Annotated in this window: 23 protein-coding genes and 2 pseudogenes; all 25 read left to right on the top strand. The window is 34.9% G+C overall.

From position 1 onward, the window contains the following. Positions 1 to 119 precede the first annotated feature (119 nt). A complete protein-coding gene (locus DMC01_RS01115; RefSeq protein ID WP_142692465.1) occupies positions 120 to 452 on the top strand; it encodes a winged helix-turn-helix transcriptional regulator in 333 nt (110 codons plus the stop codon). Beyond that, complete coding sequence (gene fmt / locus DMC01_RS01110) at positions 452 to 1,645, top strand: methionyl-tRNA formyltransferase (protein WP_142692464.1); 1,194 nt, start codon at positions 452 to 454, stop codon at positions 1,643 to 1,645. The genes DMC01_RS01115 and fmt overlap by 1 nt, the downstream gene beginning before the upstream one ends. A 369-nt stretch (positions 1,646 to 2,014) precedes the next feature. Beyond that, positions 2,015 to 3,286 carry a DNA-methyltransferase gene (locus tag DMC01_RS01105; RefSeq protein ID WP_142692463.1) on the top strand — a complete coding sequence of 424 codons (1,272 nt, stop codon included), beginning with the start codon at positions 2,015 to 2,017 and terminating at the stop codon, positions 3,284 to 3,286. Positions 3,287 to 3,433: 147 nt separating this feature from the next. Then, positions 3,434 to 4,003: a hypothetical protein gene (locus tag DMC01_RS01100; RefSeq protein ID WP_246058929.1), complete on the top strand. Its 570-nt coding sequence runs from the start codon at positions 3,434 to 3,436 to the stop codon at positions 4,001 to 4,003. Positions 4,004 to 4,223: 220 nt separating this feature from the next. After that, complete coding sequence (locus tag DMC01_RS01095; protein WP_142692462.1) at positions 4,224 to 5,027, top strand: biotin--[acetyl-CoA-carboxylase] ligase; 804 nt, start codon at positions 4,224 to 4,226, stop codon at positions 5,025 to 5,027. After that, entirely contained in the window at positions 5,024 to 5,806 is a 783-nt protein-coding gene (locus DMC01_RS01090) for a ParA family protein (protein ID WP_142692461.1), read from the top strand. Before DMC01_RS01095 ends, DMC01_RS01090 begins: the two co-directional genes overlap by 4 nt. A 3-nt stretch (positions 5,807 to 5,809) precedes the next feature. Next, entirely contained in the window at positions 5,810 to 6,658 is an 849-nt protein-coding gene (locus DMC01_RS01085; protein ID WP_142692460.1) for a ParB/RepB/Spo0J family partition protein, read from the top strand. A gap of 94 nt (positions 6,659 to 6,752) precedes the next feature. Next, positions 6,753 to 7,178: a F0F1 ATP synthase subunit B family protein gene (locus DMC01_RS01080; protein ID WP_142692459.1), complete on the top strand. Its 426-nt coding sequence runs from the start codon at positions 6,753 to 6,755 to the stop codon at positions 7,176 to 7,178. Positions 7,179 to 7,189: 11 nt separating this feature from the next. Beyond that, the gene (locus tag DMC01_RS01075; RefSeq protein ID WP_142692458.1) at positions 7,190 to 7,699 is read left to right on the top strand and encodes a F0F1 ATP synthase subunit B; all 510 of its coding nucleotides are present in this window, start codon (positions 7,190 to 7,192) and stop codon (positions 7,697 to 7,699) included. After that, positions 7,699 to 8,220, top strand: a complete 522-nt coding sequence (locus DMC01_RS01070) for a F0F1 ATP synthase subunit delta (RefSeq protein WP_142692457.1) — start codon at positions 7,699 to 7,701, stop codon at positions 8,218 to 8,220. The genes DMC01_RS01075 and DMC01_RS01070 overlap by 1 nt, the downstream gene beginning before the upstream one ends. A gap of 12 nt (positions 8,221 to 8,232) precedes the next feature. Further along, the gene (atpA, locus tag DMC01_RS01065) at positions 8,233 to 9,738 is read left to right on the top strand and encodes a F0F1 ATP synthase subunit alpha (protein WP_142692456.1); all 1,506 of its coding nucleotides are present in this window, start codon (positions 8,233 to 8,235) and stop codon (positions 9,736 to 9,738) included. Positions 9,739 to 9,746: 8 nt separating this feature from the next. Then, entirely contained in the window at positions 9,747 to 10,634 is an 888-nt protein-coding gene (gene atpG, locus DMC01_RS01060; RefSeq protein ID WP_142692455.1) for an ATP synthase F1 subunit gamma, read from the top strand. Positions 10,635 to 10,644: 10 nt separating this feature from the next. Then, the gene (atpD, locus tag DMC01_RS01055; protein ID WP_142692454.1) at positions 10,645 to 12,045 is read left to right on the top strand and encodes a F0F1 ATP synthase subunit beta; all 1,401 of its coding nucleotides are present in this window, start codon (positions 10,645 to 10,647) and stop codon (positions 12,043 to 12,045) included. After that, positions 12,045 to 12,431, top strand: a complete 387-nt coding sequence (atpC, locus tag DMC01_RS01050) for an ATP synthase F1 subunit epsilon (protein ID WP_142692453.1) — start codon at positions 12,045 to 12,047, stop codon at positions 12,429 to 12,431. The genes atpD and atpC overlap by 1 nt, the downstream gene beginning before the upstream one ends. Positions 12,432 to 12,444: 13 nt before the next feature. Then, entirely contained in the window at positions 12,445 to 12,999 is a 555-nt protein-coding gene (locus DMC01_RS01045; RefSeq protein WP_427846085.1) for a MotA/TolQ/ExbB proton channel family protein, read from the top strand. Next, a complete protein-coding gene (locus tag DMC01_RS01040) occupies positions 12,999 to 13,388 on the top strand; it encodes an ExbD/TolR family protein (RefSeq protein ID WP_142692452.1) in 390 nt (129 codons plus the stop codon). The genes DMC01_RS01045 and DMC01_RS01040 overlap by 1 nt, the downstream gene beginning before the upstream one ends. 3 nt (positions 13,389 to 13,391) lie before the next feature. Next, positions 13,392 to 14,153, top strand: coding sequence for a TonB C-terminal domain-containing protein (locus tag DMC01_RS01035; protein WP_142692451.1), 762 nt, complete (start codon positions 13,392 to 13,394; stop codon positions 14,151 to 14,153). Then, positions 14,150 to 15,349 (top strand): Tol-Pal system protein TolB, encoded by a 1,200-nt coding sequence (gene tolB, locus DMC01_RS01030; protein ID WP_142692450.1) that lies wholly within the window; start codon positions 14,150 to 14,152, stop codon positions 15,347 to 15,349. The genes DMC01_RS01035 and tolB overlap by 4 nt, the downstream gene beginning before the upstream one ends. Before the next feature lie 68 nt (positions 15,350 to 15,417). Beyond that, on the top strand, positions 15,418 to 15,924 hold the full coding sequence (locus DMC01_RS01025; protein WP_142692449.1) for an OmpA family protein: 507 nt from the start codon (positions 15,418 to 15,420) through the stop codon (positions 15,922 to 15,924). Beyond that, the gene (locus DMC01_RS01020) at positions 15,924 to 16,763 is read left to right on the top strand and encodes a tetratricopeptide repeat protein (protein ID WP_142692448.1); all 840 of its coding nucleotides are present in this window, start codon (positions 15,924 to 15,926) and stop codon (positions 16,761 to 16,763) included. The genes DMC01_RS01025 and DMC01_RS01020 overlap by 1 nt, the downstream gene beginning before the upstream one ends. Before the next feature lie 108 nt (positions 16,764 to 16,871). Further along, on the top strand, positions 16,872 to 17,432 hold the full coding sequence (locus tag DMC01_RS01015) for an FKBP-type peptidyl-prolyl cis-trans isomerase (protein ID WP_142692447.1): 561 nt from the start codon (positions 16,872 to 16,874) through the stop codon (positions 17,430 to 17,432). Positions 17,433 to 17,792: 360 nt separating this feature from the next. After that, positions 17,793 to 17,882: pseudogene (locus DMC01_RS16340) on the top strand (IS1595 family transposase); the annotation flags it as partial. Positions 17,883 to 18,490: 608 nt separating this feature from the next. Continuing rightward, complete coding sequence (locus DMC01_RS01000) at positions 18,491 to 18,766, top strand: hypothetical protein (protein ID WP_142692445.1); 276 nt, start codon at positions 18,491 to 18,493, stop codon at positions 18,764 to 18,766. 635 nt (positions 18,767 to 19,401) lie between these two features. Further along, positions 19,402 to 19,779: a hypothetical protein gene (locus DMC01_RS00995; protein WP_142692444.1), complete on the top strand. Its 378-nt coding sequence runs from the start codon at positions 19,402 to 19,404 to the stop codon at positions 19,777 to 19,779. 580 nt (positions 19,780 to 20,359) lie between these two features. Next, positions 20,360 to 20,470: pseudogene (locus tag DMC01_RS14640) on the top strand (IS1595 family transposase); the annotation flags it as partial.

The following is a 20,470-nucleotide window of genomic DNA, read 5'->3' as shown; positions in this document are numbered from 1 at the left end:
AATAGGGAAAAATTATAACATTTAATGATAGCTAAGGCAAGAACGGACATTGATTATATATACTAACATTAACCTTAGCTAAGTATAATTTTTGATATTTAATTTTACCAAGGATGAGGATGAATACAGAGGAACAATGTAAGGCATTTTGCCCTGTGGAAACGACCTTGAATTTAATCAGCGGCAAGTATAAATTACTCATTATCTACTATCTTTTTTATGGCAAGAAAAGATTTAACGAGTTACAAAGGGCTATGAGTTCGATCACCCACCGCACCCTTACCTTGCAGCTAAGAGATCTAGAAAGAGACAAGCTTATAAAAAGAACGGTTTATGCGCAAGTTCCTCCAAAGGTAGAGTATGAGCTAAGTGAGCTTGGACTTTCCTTAAAGCCCATAATTGAGGCTATGCGTTTGTGGGGCGTAGAATACAACGACAAAAATAACAACTAATGCCTATTAAGATTATTTTTATGGGAACTCCCAGCTTTGCGGCTAGAATTTTAGACGAGTTAATAGACAAAAGCTTGAATTTTTCATCACAAGCTAGTGCTATTAGCGGATCAGGGCCAAAAGAAGAAGTTGTCCTTGAAACAAGATCAAATGCCACAAATGCTTTAAAAGACATAAATCGTGCTAAAAAATTCGACATTTTGTGCGTTTTTACAAATGAAGATAAGGCTTTTGGCAGAAAGGGTAAGCTAAAACAAAGCGAAGTTAAGGCACTTGCACGAGAAAAAATCCCCCAAACTCCCATTTTTACTCCAAAATCCCTAAAAAATGACGAAATCATCAAGCAAATTCAAGGCTTAAAGCCTGATTTCATAGTAGTAGCAGCTTATGGGAAGATCCTGCCAAAGGCTTTGCTAGAAATAACGCCTTGCATAAATTTACACGCCTCACTTTTACCAAAATACCGAGGAGCAAGCCCCATCCAACAAGCCATTTTAAACTGCGATGAAATAAGTGGGGTTTGTGCTATGCTAATGAACGAAAAGCTCGATGCAGGGGCTGTTTTGGCTAGTGAAAAATTAAACATAAAAGACAAAAGGGCGAGTGAGGTTTTTGAGCAAATGAGCGAGTTAGCAGCAACACTTTGCGTGCGTGTTTTGAGTGAATTTAATTTGCTAAAAGCAGAGCCTCAAGATGAGAGCAAGGCTACTTACTGCGTTAAAATCAAAAAAGAAGACGGACTTGTGAATTTAAAAGACGCGAGGGAGATTTACCGCAAATTTCTTGCCTTTTATCCTTGGCCTGGTGTTTTTTTGGAAAATGGGCTTAAATTTATGGATATTGAAGTTGTCGAAGATGTGGGGTTTGAGGATATAAATTTGAGCGAGAATTTAGAAAATGCTACCACTTGTCATTCTGAGTGTGGCGAAAAATCCACAGACAAAGAACAAACCGTGAATTTAAATATAGATTCTTCACTTGCTACACAGACTCAAAATGACGAAGTGGGTGTGAATTCAAAGGTAAATTCAAAGGCAGGTAAGATTTTGGCTGTAAAAAATTCATATTTTTTACTTGCTTGTGAAAAAGGGGTACTGAAAGTTAAAGCCTTGCAAGAAGTAGGTAAAAAAATAGTGAATGCGAGAGCTTATATAAACGGCAAAAGGCTAAAAGTGGGGGATAGTTTGTGTTAAATTATAGAGTTGAGTGCTTTTTTGGATACTTGGCTTATATGACAATTTTGAATTTTAGTTTGAATTTTTTGTCAAATTCACAAAAAAGGTAAAAATTTGCAAAGCTTTGTGAATTTTTAAGCAAGGTTTGCGTTTTTTGGCTTTATTTCAAAAACATATTGATTTTAGACAAAATTTCATTTGTTATTCTGATTCTGAGCAAAGCGAAGAATCCACGAATTTATGGAAAATTCTTTGAATTTATGAATGATTAGCTTTTTGCGAACACTCAATGACAAATCAATAGTTTTTAAAATAGAGCTTTTTTTAAAGGCTTTTAATAAAAATTAACGGTTTTAAAATTTCAACAAAATTCACAAAGGAGAGCAAATGCAAAGTAGAACATATGCTGAATTTAAAGGCTACTTATCAAGTTCTACAACCTGCAAAAAAGCTCTAACAAAAGAAATTTTTGCCACGCATTATCTAACTACGATTTTAGAAAAAAGCGAAAAATACCTAGCCCAAGAATTTAGCCAAAACGAGCTAAATGCCTTTAAATCTCGCATTCAGCATATTTACGCATTAAATGATACAAAAAAGATTGTTTATGAGTTTGAAAAAAGCTATTACGCCTTTGTTAAAGAGCTTTTTCAAAGCAAATATAAGCACGGCACAAGGCTAGAAAACTTTTTAAGCACCACAAATTCAAGTGCCAAAATTATTTGGGGCGATTGTTTAGATGCCTTAAAGCTAATGAAAAGTGAAAGCGTGGGGGCTATGGTAACGAGTCCTCCATATTATAACGCAAGGGATTACGCACAGTATAAAAATTTAAGCGAGTATTTAGATACAATGGAAGCCATTTTAAAAGAGTGCTGGCGTGTGCTTGATAATCACCGCGTATTTGTTTTTAATGTGGGCGACATTTTTGACAATGACAAGCTTTTTACTACAAGCACTTGGGGTAAAAGGCGGTTGCCCTTGGGGGCTTATTTCATCACGCTTTTTGAAAAGGTGGGATTTAGCTTTGTTGATGATATTATTTGGGATAAGGGCGAGGTTCAAAGCCAAAGGCACAAAAACGGCGACAAGCCCTATCCTTACTATCAATACCCGATGAACTGCTATGAGCATATTTTAATCTTTCACAAGCACCGCCACGATGAAAGACGCTATCCTTGCCCTGTGTGTGGTTGCTTGCAAGTAAATGGAAATGCCTACACAGAGAGGGGCTTAAAAAGCTGGGAGTGCAAGAATTTAGAGTGCTTTGAGCGAAGTGCGGCAAATAGGGGCAAGAGATTTAGTGCAAAGACTTATTTTACGCAAAATGCGGATTTTAACAAGGGCAATGAAATCTCAAAGGACTTTATCTACGCTTGGCGAAGGGATATTAAGAAAATAAATCCTGTGATTAAAATTAACTCCAAGGGGCAAAATGTGCTAGGACACACCGCACCCTTTCCGCGTGAAATTCCTGAATTTGCTGTGAAAATGTTTAGCTACAAGGGAGAAAGGGTTTTAGACCCCTTTGCGGGACTTGGCACAAGTGTGAAGGTGGCAAGTGAGCTTGGTAGAGTTGGCGTTGGCATTGAGAGGGATTTGAATTTAAAAGAGGCTATGGATAAATTTATAGGCGAGTTTAGTGAAATTCAAATTTGAGCGTGAATTTTAGGATTTTGTAATGTTAATTTTTATATAAAGCTTGAATTTATCTATGTTTTAGCGTGAATTTAAAAGGGCAAAAATGAATGTATTGCAAGAAGAAAAGAAAAAGCAAATCATATTTTCGGTGAAATGCAGCTTGTTATGAAGCTACACGCACTTGGTTGGCAAGTGCATAGAGGCTACCTTGATGAGGGAATTGATTTTGTGATTTCTCGTTATTTTTGCAAAAAATGTAATAAATTTAGCAATCAACTCATAAGACAAAGCAATTTTGATGGCAAAAATGCAAAATGCGTAACGAATTTATGTGAGCTTTGTGGCACACAAAAACTAGACATTATCACTAGGTATTTACAGGTAAAAACGAGCGAGGGAAAGCCTACAAACAAACAAGATGAGCGAAGTTTTAGCTTTCACCCTAAAATCCGCTATGATATGGATAAAAGCGTGTTTTATGTGTGGATAGCGGTGTTTGCGAATTCAAATAATGATGAGGATTTAGAAAATGCTAAAATTCACTATTATATCTTTCATTCAAGCGATGTAAGTAAATTTGATGATATATCTTTGCCTACTTATCAAATCACGGATAATCAAAAAACCACTTTACGCATAAATTTTCAAGGCAAAGTTTTAAATAAAGGCAAAAAGTACAGCTATGAGTGCTTTAAAGAATTTTTTAATGATTTTAAGATTTTACAAGGGTTGTAAAATGCTTTGTTTGTGAATTTTTTTGTGAATTTTCTTTAAAAATTCACGGATTTTAAGGCAAAAATTCATAAAATTATTCAGTGGGCAAAAATCTCACAAGCTAGATTTTTACTGTAAAGAAAGCTGTGAATTTTTTTTTGTTTAAAAAGCATTGAAAAGTGTTGAGAACTAAAAAATACTACATAAAATAGCAAAACCAAAAAACTAAAAAAGGCCAAAAATGCAGATAATTTGTGTTGAAAAGATAGACTCTACTCATAGTTTTTTGTGCAAAAAGGTGAGAAAGGGCGAGGTTAAAGGCTATTTAAAGCAAAGTGAGGGTGAGGCATTATGTGAAATTTCGAGTCAAATAGGGCTTGAGGATGCCTTAGGACAAGGTGGAGCTAAGAATTCGCCAAGCCAAAGCCCATCAAATCAAAATAAGAATGAAAATTTGCACGAGAATTCAAGCCAAAATACTATTGAAGCACCCTTTGGACTTTATGCCTTGGAGCAAACAAGCGGTGTGGGTAGCAGGGATAATGCCTGGCAAAGCAAGAGGGGTAATTTGCATTTGTCCTTTTGCTTAAAGTGCGAGCATTTAGCCTCTGACTTGCCTTTATCATCAGCTAGCATTTATTTTGCCTTTATTTTTAAGGAAGTTTTGGCAGCAAAAGGCTCTGCTGTGTGGTGTAAATATCCAAATGATTTATACATAAATGATAAAAAAATAGGCGGAGTGATGAGCTCTAAAATCAATGATTTTCTAATAATTAGCCTGGGTTTAAATGTGAAATTTGCACCGCCTAATGCAGCCATACTTGATATAAGCGTGAATTTAGAGGACTTGGTGAAGGATTTTGCAAAAGAGCTTGAAAAAAATCTTTCTTGGAAAGAAATTTTTGAAAAATATATGGTAGAATTTCAAAAATCAAAAATGTATAGCTTTCATTACAAGGGCAAAGAAGTGCCTTTAAATAGCGTTTTGCTTTGTGATGATGGTTCGATTTTATACCAAAACAAAAGGATATATAGTCTAAGATGAGCGAGATAATTACGATTGCCAACCAAAAAGGCGGAGTTGGCAAAACAACCACGGCAATAAATTTAGCAGCAAGCCTAGCAGTTGCTGAAAAAAAGGTGCTTTTAATTGATGTGGATCCACAAGCAAATGCTACCACAGGACTTGGCTTTAATAGAAACAACTATGAGTATAATATATACCATATCTTCACAGGCAGAAAGAACTTTGCAGATATTATCCTTAAAACAGAGCTACCAAGTTTACACCTAGCACCCTCAAACATAGGACTTGTAGGCATAGAACAAGAATTGGCAAAAGAAGATAGCATTAAGATGAAGACCATACTTAAAAAGGCATTAGAAGAGGTGAAAAATAGCTATGATTTTATCATCATAGACAGCCCACCAGCACTTGGTAGCATCACTGTAAATGCCTTTGTGGCAAGTCATAGCGTGATAATTCCAATTCAGTGTGAATTTTACGCGCTTGAGGGTGTGGCTATGGTGCTAAATACCATTAAAATCATCAAAAAATCGATCAATCCAAAGCTAAAAATTCGTGGCTTTTTGCCAACTATGTTTAGCATTCAAAACAATCTCTCACGCGACACGGTAGAAGATTTGAAGCAAAATTTCAAGGAACAGCTTTTTCGTTTGGATGATGAGGAGGATTTCATCATAGTACCTCGCAATGTCAAGTTAGCCGAAAGTCCTAGCTTTGGTAAGCCTATAATCTTATATGATATTAAATCCCCTGGTTCAATAGCTTATCAAAATCTAGCCCATTCTATTTTAGGATAATTTATGGCAAAAAGAAGGGCTTTGGGACGAGGGCTTGAAAGCCTACTTGGTGAGGCTGCTGAGGCTTATAGTAAGGATTTGGGCATAGGTGTTAGCGATGTGCAAAACATTGACATTGATTTAATAACCCCAAACCCTTATCAGCCTCGTAAAAGCTTTGATGAGGAGGCTCTAAGTGAGCTAGCAGCTTCCATAGAGGAATTTGGACTTATTCAACCTGTGGTGCTTTATAAGCAAAATGATGGTAATTTCGTGCTAATTGCTGGCGAAAGGCGGCTTCGAGCTTGCAAAATGCTTGGAAACACCGATATAAAGGCTGTTATTTTAGATGCAAATGAGGAAAGACTCAGAGAATTAGCCCTCATAGAAAACATTCAAAGAGAGGATTTAAATCCTATCGAGCTTGCACACTCCTACAAACAAATCATAGACGCACAAAATTTAACCCAAGAGGCCTTAGCTAGATACATACACAAATCCCGCCCCCAAATAACAAACACCCTAAGACTTTTAGAGCTTGATGAGAGTACTCAAGAGCTTATAATGAATGGCAAGTTAAGCCAAGGACACGCCAAAATGCTAGTAGGACTTGATAAAAATGATCAAAAAATGGTTTTGGATACTATTTTAGGGCAAAAATTAAATGTTAGAGATACAGAAAGATTGATACAAAGGGTCAAAAGGGATGAAGATGCTACTGAGATCCAAGATGAAAATCTACAAAAAGAACTAGAAAAACTTAAAAAAAGATTAAATAAACTCGACATAAGCTATAAGATAAAAAAGGCTCAAATCACCTTAAGCCTAAGCGATGTGGATAAAATTAAACAGTTGAATAATTTGTTGCAATAAAAAATTTACAAATTTAAGTTATATTTAGTTAATTTTATGTTACAATATAATTTCATTGAAAATGCAATTTGTTTTTGCATAAAAAGGATTTTTAATGTTTGATGATGTCCATTTTTCCATTATGTTGGCAACCCTAGTCATATTTTTAGCCCTTATGATTATCTTAAATTCTCTACTTTATAAACCACTTTTAAAATTCATAGACGAAAGAAATTCTTCCATAAATAGCGATGAGGAAAGGGTGAGGCAAAATGTAGCAGAAATGTCAGGCTTTAATGAGGAGTTTGAAAAGATTAAGCAAAGCACAAGAGATGAGATAGCTAAGATCAAGCAAAAAGCCCTAGATGAAGCAAGGAATATGGCTGAGGAAGAGATCAAAGCAAAAAGAGTGGAATTAGAGCAAAAAATGGAAATTTTTTCTACAGAACTTTCAAAGCAAAGAATAGAATTAGAACAAGAGCTTAAACTTCGTTTGCCTTTGTGGCAAGAAGCATTAAGAAATAATTTGAAAAATATTTAAAAGGATTGAAGGTGAAGAAAAGTTTTATAGTATTTTTTATATTACCAACTGCGATCTTAGCTGCTGGTGGTTCTGGTGATTATGATATAGTTCCTAGGACTGTGAATTTTCTTATCTTTGCTGCTATTTTATTTTATTTGTTGGCAAATCCTGCTAAGAATTTCTATAACAACCGTATATCAAAGATCGCTTCTAGATTGGAAGATATACAAAAAAGGGTGCTTGAAAGTAAGAATCAGAAATTAGAAATGATGAAAAAGATAGAAGAGGCTAAAAAAGAAGCTCTTGGTGCTGTGGCTACTGCTAAAAAAGAGGCTGAACTTCTAAGTCAAAAGATTAAAGATGAGACAAAAAGCGACATACTAATATTAGAAAGGCACTTTGAAGAGCAAAAGAACTATGAAAAAAGAAGAATGCAAAAAGAAGTTGTAGCTAAAATTTTAAGTCAGGTTTTTGATAGCAAAGAAGCCGAGCTTAAACAAGATGATATTCTCAATATTATGCTTAAAAAGGTTTCTTAATGGAAGATCTAATTGCTAAAAAATATGCCAAGGCTATTTTAACCAGAAATGATGCAAATGAATTTTACGAGTTAATGTTAAAACTTGTTCCAGCTTTTTCTTTGGATAAATTTAAACTTATTCTAAATTCTTATGATATTAAAAAGGAAGAAAAGCTTAATATTATTATGTCTTTTTTTGAAAAAACTACTCCAAATTTTACGAATTTCATAAGACTTTTGGCTCATAATTCAAGATTAAATTTAATACCTCAAATTGTAGAGGAACTTCGCAAACAAAAGGCTTTGAAGGAACAGCTTTATTCTGGTACCGTGTTTTCACAAGATAGTATTAGTTTAGATAAGATCACAGAGTTAGAGCAAAAATTAAGTAAAAAATTCAATGTAAGCATAAAATTAGATAATCAAATTACAAATATGCAAGGTATCAAGATTAGCCTAGATGAGCTAGGTTATGAAATTTCTTTTTCTATGCAAGGTCTTAAAACAAAAATGAGTGATTATATACTCAAAACACTATAAAGGAGAAATTCAATGAAACTCAAGGCTGATGAAATTAGTTCTATCATCAAAGAAAAGATTGAAAAGTTTGATTTAAATCTTGAAATTGAAGAAACTGGTAAAATCATCTCTGTCGCAGACGGTGTTGCTAAGGTTTATGGTCTTAAAAATGTTATGGCTGGCGAGATGGTCGAATTTGAAAACGGCGAAAAGGGAATGACACTTAATCTTGAAGAAGCAAGTGTTGGTATTGTTATTCTAGGTAAGGGAGAGGGTTTAAAGGAAGGAAGCTCTGTAAAAAGGCTAAAAAAATTACTTAAAGTGCCTGTCGGAGATGCTATTATAGGACGAGTTGTCAATGCTCTTGGTGAGCCCATAGATGCAAAGGGTGCCATCAATGCCACTGAATTTCGCTTTGTTGAAGAAAAAGCAAAGGGCATTATGGCTAGAAAAAGTGTTCATGAGCCCTTGCAAACAGGACTTAAAGCAATCGATGCCCTTGTTCCCATAGGACGCGGACAAAGAGAATTAATCATAGGCGATAGACAAACAGGAAAAACAACAGTTGCCATAGATACCATAATCAATCAAAAGGGACAAAATTGCATTTGTATTTATGTGGCCATAGGACAAAAGCAAAGCACGGTTGCACAGGTTGTAAAAAGGCTTGAAGAAAATGGAGCTATGGATTACACCATAGTTGTAAATGCAGGCGCTTCTGATTCTGCTGCCTTGCAATACATAGCACCTTATGCCGGTGTAACTATGGGTGAATATTTTAGAGACAATGCCCGCCACGCACTGATCATTTATGATGATTTATCAAAGCATGCTGTAGCTTACCGAGAAATGTCTTTGATTTTACGTCGTCCTCCTGGGCGAGAGGCATATCCGGGCGATGTATTTTACTTACATTCAAGATTACTTGAAAGAGCAAGTAAGTTAAGCGATAAGCTTGGAGCTGGCTCACTTACAGCCTTACCCATTATAGAAACTCAAGCAGGAGATGTTTCAGCTTACATTCCCACCAATGTTATTTCTATTACAGATGGACAAATTTTCCTTGAAACAGACCTATTTAACTCAGGCATTCGACCAGCTATTAATGTTGGACTTTCGGTTTCTCGTGTTGGGGGTGCAGCTCAAATTAAGGCAATTAAGCAAGTTTCTGGAAATCTTAGACTGGATCTAGCTCAATATAGAGAGCTTCAAGCCTTCGCTCAGTTTGCAAGCGATTTAGATGAGGCAAGTAGAAAGCAGCTTGAAAGAGGAAGAAGGATGGTTGAGGTGCTTAAACAGCCTCCTTATTCTCCTTTGCCAGTTGAACATCAAATTGTTTTAATCTTTGCTGGAACAAATGGTTATTTGGACGACATTGAGGTTGATAAGATCAGTGAATTTGAAAGCGGACTTTACTCTTATATAGAGACAAAATATTCTGATATTTTTGAGCAAATAAGGACAAAAAAAGCCTTAGACAAGAATATGGAAGAAAAGTTGGCTTTAGCATTAAAAGAGTATAAAGCAAGTCATATTTAGGATACATTATGGCAAGTTTAAAGGAAATAAAAAGGAAGATTAAGAGTGTAAATAACACTCAAAAGACTACCAAAGCTATGAAGCTGGTTTCAACAGCAAAGCTCAATAGAGCAAAAGAAGCAGCCACTAGGTCTAAGTTTTATGCCCAAAAAATAGTAGAGGTTCTAGGTGATATTTCTTTAAATATTAATAAGATCTCGCCTGATGATAAAAGATTTGAACTTTTTGAGCAAAGAAAGGAACTAAGGCAGATTGATATTATCTTTATAACAGCAGACAAGGGACTTTGCGGAGGCTTTAATATTAAGACCATTAAAACAGTAATGGAAATGCTAAAACAATACAAAGAACAAGGTGTCAATGTGAGATTAAGAGCTATAGGCAAGGTGGGTATTGATTTTTTGAGATTTCAACGTATAGAGCCTTTACAAAGCTATTTTAATCTAAGCTCAAGTCCCGATTATGAAAAGGCTTGCGAGGTTATCAATCCAGCTGTGAAAGATTATTTAGAAGGAGTAACTGACAGTGTGTTTATTGTCCATAATGGCTATAAAAATATGATCTCACAAGAGCTTAAAGTAGATCATTTAATTCCTGTTGATCCTATACAAATTCAAGATGAGCAAATGCAATCAAATTCAGCCTTAGACATGGAGCCTCAAGATGATGAGCTTATGAATGAGTTAGTTAAAACATATTTTGAATACAGTATGTATTTTGCTCTCATTGATTCTTTGGCTGCTGAACACAGCTCAAGAATGCAGGCTATGGATAGTGCAACAAATAATGCCAAAGAAATGGTAGCAAAGCTAAGTTTGGCCTATAATAAAGCAAGACAAGAAAGCATCACCACTGAACTTACTGAAATTGTAAGCGGTGTTGAATCAATGAAATAAGGAGATATAAATGCAAGGTTTGATTTCTCAGGTCTTAGGACCGGTTGTGGATGTTGATTTTAAAGATTACCTACCGCAAATAAATGAGGCCTTAACTGTAAATTTTGAGGCAGAGGGCAAAAAACAAAAATTAGTTTTAGAGGTTGCTGCACATCTTGGCGATAATAGAGTTCGCACCATAGCTATGGATATGACAGATGGTTTAACAAGGGGTTTAAGCGTTGAAGCTACGGGAGATTCTATTACAGTTCCTGTGGGCGAAAAGGTTTTGGGTAGAATTTTTAATGTAGTAGGCGATCTAATAGATGAGGGAGAAGAGATCAAGGCTGACAAAAGATGGAGCATACATAGAGATCCTCCAAGCTTTGAAGAACAAAGCACAAAAAGTGAGATCTTTGAAACAGGCATCAAGGTGGTAGATCTCATTGCGCCTTATGCAAAGGGTGGAAAGGTAGGACTTTTTGGTGGTGCTGGTGTTGGTAAAACCGTTGTTATTATGGAGCTTATTCATAATGTTGCTTTCAAGCATAGTGGTTACTCAGTTTTTGCTGGTGTGGGAGAAAGAACTAGAGAGGGAAATGACCTTTATAACGAAATGAAAGAAAGTAATGTTTTGGATAAGGTTGCCCTATGCTACGGACAAATGAATGAACCACCAGGTGCTAGAAATAGAATAGCCTTAACAGGTCTTACTATGGCTGAGTATTTTAGAGATGAAATGGGACTTGATGTGTTGATGTTTATCGATAATATTTTTAGATTTTCTCAATCTGGTTCTGAGATGTCAGCACTCTTAGGACGAATTCCCTCAGCCGTTGGTTATCAGCCAACACTTGCAAGCGAAATGGGACAGTTACAAGAAAGAATCACCTCCACAAAAAAAGGATCAATAACCTCAGTGCAAGCTGTTTATGTGCCAGCCGATGACCTGACAGACCCAGCACCTGCAACTGTTTTTGCCCACCTTGATGCTACAACTGTTTTGGAAAGACGCATTGCAGAAAAAGGAATTTATCCAGCTGTTGATCCTCTTGGTTCTACTTCAAGGATGCTTGATCCTAATATTATAGGTGAGGAGCATTATAAGGTAGCAAGAGGGGTACAATCTGTTCTTCAAAAGTATAAAGACCTACAAGATATTATCGCTATTTTGGGTATGGATGAGTTGAGTGAAGAGGATAAAAAGGTTGTTGAAAGGGCAAGAAAGATTGAGAAGTTTTTATCTCAACCCTTCTTTGTTGCTGAGGTATTTACAGGAAGTCCAGGTAAGTATATAGCCTTAGAAGATACCATAGCAGGTTTTAAGGGAATTTTAGAGGGCAAATATGATCATTTGCCAGAAAATGCCTTTTATATGGTAGGTAGCATTGAGGAAGCTATAGCTAAGGCTGAAAATAGCAAGGGTCAGTGATGAGCAACACTATACACTTAGAGATAGTTACACCTACTGGGATCATATATCAAGGCGATGTTCTTTGTGTGGTTTTGCCTGGAAGTGAGGGTGAATTTGGAGTACTAAGAGGACATGCTGCTTTGATATCTTCTTTAAAGGCTGGGGTCATTGATATAGAAAAAACAGATTCAAAGCATGAATTAGTTGCCATTGATTCTGGTTATGCTGAGGTGAATGAATTTAAGATTACAGTCTTAGCCAAGGGTGCTGTGGCTATAAATACAGGAGAAGAAAGCGAAATAGCAAAAAATTTAGAAAAAGCCAAGGATCTCATTCTTTCTATGAGCTCTGATAATGCCTCCTTGTCTCTAGCTTTTGCAGAAGTTGAAAAGAAAATAAAATAGGAATGATAAATCAATGATAGATTTATCAAGTATTTTTTATTTTTTTAATCAGTCAAGCTTAATTACCTACATAGTTTTAGCTTGGCTTTCTTTTTATTTCATTCTTTCTTTTAGCATACTATTTGCAAGGCTTACTTCCTTGTCCGTTTGGACAGCAAAGGAAAAGGCTAGTTTAGAGCATTTGCTAATGGGGAATAATGACATCTCGCAAACTGCTTCCATTCTTAGAAGATGTTCTCAAATTGAAAAAAATCACTTAGAAATTTACAAAAATGCTGCGGAAAAAAGAGCCACAGTTGGACTAACCTGGCTTAGCATAATAGCTAGCACAAGTCCTTTTATAGGACTTTTTGGCACTGTTGTATCTATCTTAGAAACCTTTGGCGGACTTGGCACACAAACCTCACTTAGCATAATTGCTCCTAAGATTAGCGAGGCTCTTGTTGCTACTGGTTGTGGAATTTTAGTTGCCATTCCAGCTTATAGCTTTCATCTTGTTATCAAAAGAAAAGCCTTTGAATTAATCTACATAATAGACGATGAGATCAAGGCATTATTGGGTTCTTAATGATGTTTCTTGAAGAAAAACCAGAGCTTAACATAACTCCACTTGTTGATATAATGCTTGTTTTACTTGCTATTTTAATGGTAACTACACCAAGCATTACCTATGAGGAAAATGTGAATTTACCCAAAGGCTCGCAGCAAAGTTCAAGCTCAGCCACCCTTAAAAGTCTTATTATTAGTATCACCAAAGAAAGAGAAATTTTTATCAATGATAAAAAATTTGATTACACAGGTTTTGCGGATAATCTTGTAATCTTAAAATCAAGCTTTAAGCTAGATGAGCCTGTTTTTATAAGAGCAGATAAGGATCTAAGATATGATGATGTGATCTTTGTCTTAAAAACTGTTAAAAATTTAGGCTTTAATAAGGTTTCTTTACAAACGGAGTGAGCTTTGAGAGATTATGGTATAGGTTATTTTAATGCATTTTTGTTGGCTCTTGTTGTTTATATGGGGCTAATATTTTTTGTATTTTATAAGGTAAATAAAGAAAGCAAGGTGTTTGTAAAATATACAGATCTTGAAAATAGCTTTATAGATATTGAAATTGGCGAGTATAAAGCACCAAGTCCACAGCTTCCTGAGCCCTTGCAAGAAAAGATTGAAATTAAAGAAGAAAGCAAGGAAACTACAAATAAAATGATCAAAACAGAAGAAAAAACACAAAAGGCAAGCGATATAAATTCCTTGTTTGGAAATATAAAAGAATTTCAAGAAGAAAAAAGCTCAAAGGTTCAATCCTCAGCCAAATCTCAAAAAACTACAACAAAGGCAAAAAAAGAAGAAAATAAAAAACTAAATGATAATTTAATTGCCAAAAAAGATGAAAAGGTAGGAGAAAGTGCCACTCAGCAACAAACAGGGCTATATGATAAATTCTTAGGCACTTTGAGAAGAAAATTTGAGGAAAATTGGACTCTGTATGAAAAAAATGGAAATTTTAAGGCTGAGTTTGAATTTATAATTGAAAGTAACGGAATTTTTAAATATACTTTTGTTAATCAAAGCTATAACGCTGAATTTGACGAAAAGGTTATGGATTTTTTAGAAAATTTACAAGGCAAATACATCGCCATTCCGCCAAATAATCAAGCCTATCAAGGCAGTGCGATTTTAAGCGATGAGCTTATTACTATGTTAGAGGAAAATACATGAAAAAATTTTTTTTAGCCCTTGCTTTAATCACCTTTTGCCTTGCAGAAGATGCTCTTTATATAGTAAATAGAGGACAAGTTCTTCCTAAGATCATCATTAAGGATCTATCAAATTTAGAGGATCCTACCCTAAAAATAAATTTTTATAATCTTATGTTAAATGATCTAAGGGTCAGTTCAAATTTCGAGGTGCTTGAAAGTGGAGATGAAAAGGGAAATTATGTACTTGAATACGATCTTAGTAAAAGTGGAAATAAATTAAATTTAAATGTTACAGTTAAGGCTGATGGTGCTGAAAAATCAAAAAGGACCTATGCCTTAAATAAGATAGAGCAGTATCCTTTCCTAGCTCACAAGGGTATAAAGGAATCTGTGCGAGATCTGGGGCTTGCTCCTGTTGAGTGGATGGATCACAAAATTTTAATAGCAAGGGCTAATGGCTCTGGTAAGAGCCAGATCATAATGGCAGATTATACACTAACTTATCAAACTGTGGTGGTTGGTGGGGGCTTAAATTTGTTTCCCAAATGGGCAAATAAAGAACAAAGTGCCTTTTATTACACAGCTTATGATCAAAGCATTCCCACTCTGTATAGATATGATCTAAATTCAAACAAGGCAGCAAGGATTATTTCTAGTATGGGTATGCTAGTAGCAAGCGATGTAAGCGAGGATGAAAACAAGCTTTTGCTTACTATGGCACCTGATGATCAGCCTGATATTTATGTGTATGATCTTAAAAAAAAGACACTTCAAAAGGTAAGTTCTTATTCTGGCATTGATGTGGGAGCTCAGTTTATAGAAAACGATCAAAAGATAGTCTTTGTTTCTGATCGTTTAGGCTATCCTAATATCTTCTTGCAAAGCATAGGGGCAAACGATGCCCAGCAAATTATCTTTCACGGCAAAAACAATAGCTCGGTTTCAACCTACAAAAACTATCTTGTGTATTCAAGCAGAGAGCCAAATCAAAGAGGGGTGTTTAATATATATTTAATGAGCACAGAAAGTGATTATATAAGACAGCTTACAGCAAATGGAAAAAACATCTTTCCAAGGTTTTCAAGCGATGGAGGAAGCATAGTCTTTATAAAGTATTTTGGTTCCCAAACAGCACTTGGTGTAATTAGAGTTAATGCAAACAAGAGCTTTCATTTTCCATTAAAACTGGGTAAAATTTTGTCTATTGATTGGTAAATTTAGTTAATATTTATAAAAATAATGCTAAAATATTTCTCGTTAAATTTTATTTTGAAAGGTAAAAGATGAAGAAAATTCTCTTAGTCTCTATTGCATTGTTTGCGATAGTTCTTAGTGGTTGTGCCCCTCAAGGTGGTAATACTCGTGTAAAAAGTGCTGATCAGGCAAACGCTACTGGTGGTGGTGCATCTGGTGGGCTTGATTCCTTTGGTGCTGGATTTGGCAGTGGAGGACCTGTTGTGTACTTTGACTTTGATAAGTATGACATTAAGCCAGAAGCACAGTCTGTCATAGATGCTGGTGCTGGTTTGGCTAAGGGTAGAACAGGCGGAGTTAAGATAGCTGTTGAGGGACACTGCGATGAGTGGGGAACTGATGAGTATAATCAAGCTCTTGGTTTAAGAAGGGCAAATTCTGTAAAAAGAGCCTTGGTTAAGCTTGGAGTGGATGCAAAGCAAGTTTCAGTAAAAAGTTTTGGTGAGTCAAAGCCAGTTTGCACAGACAAAACACCAGAATGCGATGCTAAAAATCGCCGTGCAGAAATTAAGCTTGACGGTATCCCAGGTCTTTAATGAAAAAGACTTTTTTTGTGGTAGCTCTTTTTGGGGCTACTTTTTTTTACGGTGAGGTTTCAGCCTTTGACGCTGGCAATATAAACGGTGCTAGTTACGGCTTAACCTCAAATGAAAAGATCTTAAAAGATAGACTTGATGTCTTAAATGGCAACTATCTTCAAGCAAATTCCAAACTCGATGCCACAGCCGAGAAGGTAGAGGGGCTACAAAGTACCTTAGAGGGCATAAATTCTCAATATAGTCAGTCCAATACCAAGCTTAAGGAGCTTGAACAAACTGTCAAAAAATTAGACGAAGAGCTTAAAAATTTGAGCAAAACCCAAGAAGCAAATAATAAACAAATTAAACAAATTCTAGGAGAGCTTAACGAGCTTATGAGTGCCTACATAGGCAAGGATTTAAATTTAGATTATAATGCTACAAATATAGACACAAATTCAACACAAACAGTGAAAAAAGATGATACTTGGAAGAAAAAAAGCACAGAAGAAATTTTAAAACTAGCCTTGGCTGAATTTAAAACCAAGGACAAATTAGCACTTGCGAAGGAAAAATTTGAATTTCTAGTAGGTAAAAAATTCAAGCCAGCAAGATCTCATTTTTACTTAGGCGAGATAGAATACAAGCAAAAAAATTATGCTGGTGCCATAGTTTCTTATCAAAAAAGCGTTTCTTTGTATTCTAAGAAGATAGATTATATGCCAACGCTTTTATATCACACAGCAATAAGCTTTGATAAGGTTGGTGATACAAAAAGGGCAAATGGTTTTTATAAGGCTTTAAAGGCTGATTATCCAGAAAGTGCAGAGGCAAAAGCTGCACCAAACCGTAAATAATGCACTAAAAATTCAAGTTTTGCAAGGAATATTAAAATTTAAACTGTAAAATTAATCAAGGCTTAAATTTATCATTAATTTAAGTAAATTTTAAAAAAAGGAGAAACTATGCCAATAGCAAGAAATTCGGTAGTCTCTATGTATTATGAGCTTAAAGATGCAAGTTCAGGTGAGCTTTTAGAGAGCAACACTCACGCCGCACCTCTATCTTTCATACTTGGAAAGGGACAGATCCTAGACGGTCTTGAAAGTGAGATTGAAAAGCTTGATTGCCCTTCAAATGCCGATGTTATCATAAAAAAGGACAAGGCACTTGGTGATTATGATGAGGGTGCCATTCAAAGTCTGCCAAAGGAACAGTTTGCAGGCATTGATTTAAAGGTAGGAATGGAGCTTTTTGGCGAGGGTGAGGACGGTGCTACTGTGAGAGTAAGCGTCAAGGATATAGGCGATGAAAATGTTACCATAGACTACAATCATCCCTATGCAGGCAAGGATCTACTTTTTAGTCTCAATCTACTTGAAGCAAGAGAGGCTACTGAGGATGAGCTTTTAACAGGTATAGTGGCTGGCTCTCATAGCTGCGGTTGCGGAGGACATGATCATGGGCATCATCATCACGGCGGCGGAGGTTGTGGTTGTGGAAGTGGGGGTTGTGGTTGCCACTAAATTTAGTATTCCTTTTAAATTTGCTTTTGTGAATTTGAAAGGAAAATCTATCTTAAAATTTCTTACATTGACACACATTAAAGACAGTTATACTCAAAATTTAAGCTCAGATAAATAACTTAAGATTATGATTAATACATATGAAAAATAAATACATAGTTTGTTTCCGAATTTCACAGATATAATTTAGGGCAATTTTGAAGTATTTTTTTGTGTCATTACACTCGCAATTTTTGGGGAAGACTTGATTTAGAGGCTAAAAAAATGCTCTACTTTGTCAAATTCGCAATCAAAGTTTGTTCAAAATTTTCAAAAAAATTCGAATTTTAACCATCAAAGAGTGTGAGAAGCTTTTTAAAAGGTGAAATCAAAGATGGTGAGAGCTACTTTGGTGCAAAAAGAGTAAGGGAAAAGCGTGGGTGTGAAGCTGTAAAAAAGACACCTATGTTTTTATTTCATGCTACGCATTCACAACTATACTAGAAGAAATGCTAAACGCTAGCTTAGCGTTTATATGCAGGTCGTAAAATATTGTTCTACCAAAGAGCTATTGCCTATCATAAGGGACTTTGCAGAGCTTAAATAAAGTGAAAATTACACAAAAGCTTCAAATGAATACTTGGTTGATTTTTTGTTTCGTGCTACGCGTCTTGTAACTTTGCAAGAAGGCACAAAGGCTCACTATAGGGTAAAGCATAGCACAAACTAGCTTGCAAATGGTTGGAATCATATTAACAATTGTGAATTTTTTTACTTCGTGCTACGCACTCGTAACTGCAAGCAAAAGGGGCTTTGCAAAGGCTAGATTAAGCCATTTTCACGGCAAGTGAATTTCTCACGCACTTAAAGGAAACTGAATTTAGAACTAATGTCAAAGTTAAGAATGAAAATTTGTATAAAATTTTGTTCAAATGGCTTAGGAAAAATTCTAGGTCATTTTAGCTAAAAGTATCAATCGCCAAATTTATAAAATAGATGAATTTTTAGATATTAATTTTGAAGCTATAAGCAAGGATGATTCTTTAAATGATTTAGCTACAAATAATGCCTTAAAAGCTATGCTAGAATCATTAACACAACTTTATGATAAGGCATATTTTGCTTATAGAATTTTTAGTATAAGAGTTTCTTATAGCATTTATGAATACATACTAATAATCCCTAAAAAGATGCCAAAATTTATTGCTAAAATGCTTAAAGAAAAACGAAACAAGGCTGAGATAAAATATGGCTATGGAAGGTTTATTGATTTACAAAAAGATTATGTAAGAGGTATTGATGAGAGTAAGGAAAAGGAAGTGGGGTTAAATACTAGCATACTTCAAGTGCTTTAAAATTTGTTTGGATTTAATAGTCTCTAACTTTTAAGAGAATGGATAAGTTTGGATAGGTTAAAGCGATTTTATGGTGTTTGCAATGCTAGATTGTGCATTTGAGGGTAAAATGTGGCTAAACTCAAACTAAAAAGTGCAGCAAAGATTATGCTCATCATCTTTGTATTAGTATTTGCCCCTTTATTTGTCATTGCAAATTTTTCAAAGAAACTTGTAGATTGGTAATTTCATAAAGCTGATAAATTGTGTGAAAAATGTAGCGGAGTTTATATATTTGACAAGGACTTATATGCAGAAGCATAAAAGATTGGCATATCGCACTAGCTTGGTGTTGGAGCTATACCATCACAAAAAATGACATATTATCAAATAATTTTTTATTGGAGGTTGAGAGCTTGAGAATGAAGACTAAGTATAATAGAATATAAATAGTAGGCTACATTGTTTTATATATAGACAACAACGGCAATAAGATACAAGTTATCAAGCAAGAAGATATATACAAAAATACTTTGCTCTTTATATTGATGGTTGTGAGGGAGGAGGAATTAGGACTTCGCGACTATATCACATACCATACGAAAATAACCTTTTTGATGTGAAAAATGTGGAAACAACACAAGGAGTGTGTAAATATGAGTAATGCCAAAAAGATAATTGATAACATTAAAGACTACGCAGATTGTGCAGATATAAGTTATACTATGTTGGATTTTGTATTTGATTTTAACAAATGGGACAAACCGAGTGAAATAGATAAAATTACACTTGACAATGAAAATGTGGATAAAATAAACAGTGCTTACGCTCGTTGCATAGAAGTTAGATTTATGCAAGATAAAATTATAGAAAAAGGTATTTTTACGGTTAGCACAATAAATAATAATACAAAAAATGTTTTAGCCACAGACACACTATCCCAACGCACCATTAACTTTGTAAATCGTTTCAAACTTTTGTTTCAACGCAAACAATCTAAAGTATTTACATTTGCAATAAGAGTCACAAAATGAATATGCAAATAAAAAAACACCTAAAACCTAAAAAGATTATTTTGACTTTATTTGTATAGTGTGGATAATTTATTTCATAGGGATTTTGCTATATTATACGCCCTATGTATTATAGCCTAGCTACCTTGAGTTTAAGAAATTGTGTGAATTGAACAATTTACCAAATGGAGAGGAAAAATATAATAAAATGTTGGCGTATTATGGGTTAAATTTGGATATGCTGGATTATGATATGTTGAGTGGTAAAATTTACAAAATAGAATGGGGAATACAAAGTGTGCGGTTAATTAACAAGTTTCTTAAGTATGCTACAAACCTCGATTATGTTGATATAAACTATCGCACAGAGGCATTTGTTGCGTTCTATACAAAAGATTTAACAATAAATAAAGGTTCAATCCAACTTAAACTAAAACAAATGAGTTTTAAATTATGATTTATAAGATGAAAAACAAGTATATCAATCATTTCAAAATTTCAAAGGCTAAATTTAAAGAATTTTGAAGTATTTTTTACTTCGTGCTACGCACTCGTAATTTTTGGGGAAACCTTGATATTAAAGCAATTAAAAATGCAAAATATTAAAGCCTCTAAACTTGCAAAATTAAGCAAAAATTCTCGCCAAAGCATCAATAAAATAATCAAAAATATTAGAATTTTAAGCCTTAAAGAATGTGAAAAAATTCAAAAA

Origin of the sequence: Campylobacter troglodytis (genome assembly GCF_006864425.1) — a bacterium.
GTDB lineage: Bacteria > Campylobacterota > Campylobacteria > Campylobacterales > Campylobacteraceae > Campylobacter_D > Campylobacter_D troglodytis.
Note: the sequence above shows the minus strand (reverse complement) of the source record. Positions and strands in the feature narration are given on the sequence as shown.

Bases quoted from the DNA above. Each gene is read 5' to 3' on its own strand.
- DMC01_RS01115 (WP_142692465.1), top strand. From the start codon at position 120: ATGAATACAGAGGAACAATGTAAGGCATTTTGCCCTGTGGAAACGACC.
- fmt (WP_142692464.1), top strand. From the start codon at position 452: ATGCCTATTAAGATTATTTTTATGGGAACTCCCAGCTTTGCGGCTAGA.
- DMC01_RS01105 (WP_142692463.1), top strand. From the start codon at position 2,015: ATGCAAAGTAGAACATATGCTGAATTTAAAGGCTACTTATCAAGTTCT.
- DMC01_RS01100 (WP_246058929.1), top strand. From the start codon at position 3,434: ATGAAGCTACACGCACTTGGTTGGCAAGTGCATAGAGGCTACCTTGAT.
- DMC01_RS01095 (WP_142692462.1), top strand. From the start codon at position 4,224: ATGCAGATAATTTGTGTTGAAAAGATAGACTCTACTCATAGTTTTTTG.
- DMC01_RS01090 (WP_142692461.1), top strand. From the start codon at position 5,024: ATGAGCGAGATAATTACGATTGCCAACCAAAAAGGCGGAGTTGGCAAA.
- DMC01_RS01085 (WP_142692460.1), top strand. From the start codon at position 5,810: ATGGCAAAAAGAAGGGCTTTGGGACGAGGGCTTGAAAGCCTACTTGGT.
- DMC01_RS01080 (WP_142692459.1), top strand. From the start codon at position 6,753: ATGTTTGATGATGTCCATTTTTCCATTATGTTGGCAACCCTAGTCATA.
- DMC01_RS01070 (WP_142692457.1), top strand. From the start codon at position 7,699: ATGGAAGATCTAATTGCTAAAAAATATGCCAAGGCTATTTTAACCAGA.
- atpA (WP_142692456.1), top strand. From the start codon at position 8,233: ATGAAACTCAAGGCTGATGAAATTAGTTCTATCATCAAAGAAAAGATT.
- atpG (WP_142692455.1), top strand. From the start codon at position 9,747: ATGGCAAGTTTAAAGGAAATAAAAAGGAAGATTAAGAGTGTAAATAAC.
- atpD (WP_142692454.1), top strand. From the start codon at position 10,645: ATGCAAGGTTTGATTTCTCAGGTCTTAGGACCGGTTGTGGATGTTGAT.
- atpC (WP_142692453.1), top strand. From the start codon at position 12,045: ATGAGCAACACTATACACTTAGAGATAGTTACACCTACTGGGATCATA.
- DMC01_RS01045 (WP_427846085.1), top strand. From the start codon at position 12,445: ATGATAGATTTATCAAGTATTTTTTATTTTTTTAATCAGTCAAGCTTA.
- DMC01_RS01040 (WP_142692452.1), top strand. From the start codon at position 12,999: ATGATGTTTCTTGAAGAAAAACCAGAGCTTAACATAACTCCACTTGTT.
- tolB (WP_142692450.1), top strand. From the start codon at position 14,150: ATGAAAAAATTTTTTTTAGCCCTTGCTTTAATCACCTTTTGCCTTGCA.
- DMC01_RS01025 (WP_142692449.1), top strand. From the start codon at position 15,418: ATGAAGAAAATTCTCTTAGTCTCTATTGCATTGTTTGCGATAGTTCTT.
- DMC01_RS01020 (WP_142692448.1), top strand. From the start codon at position 15,924: ATGAAAAAGACTTTTTTTGTGGTAGCTCTTTTTGGGGCTACTTTTTTT.
- DMC01_RS01015 (WP_142692447.1), top strand. From the start codon at position 16,872: ATGCCAATAGCAAGAAATTCGGTAGTCTCTATGTATTATGAGCTTAAA.
- DMC01_RS01000 (WP_142692445.1), top strand. From the start codon at position 18,491: ATGCTAGAATCATTAACACAACTTTATGATAAGGCATATTTTGCTTAT.
- DMC01_RS00995 (WP_142692444.1), top strand. From the start codon at position 19,402: ATGAGTAATGCCAAAAAGATAATTGATAACATTAAAGACTACGCAGAT.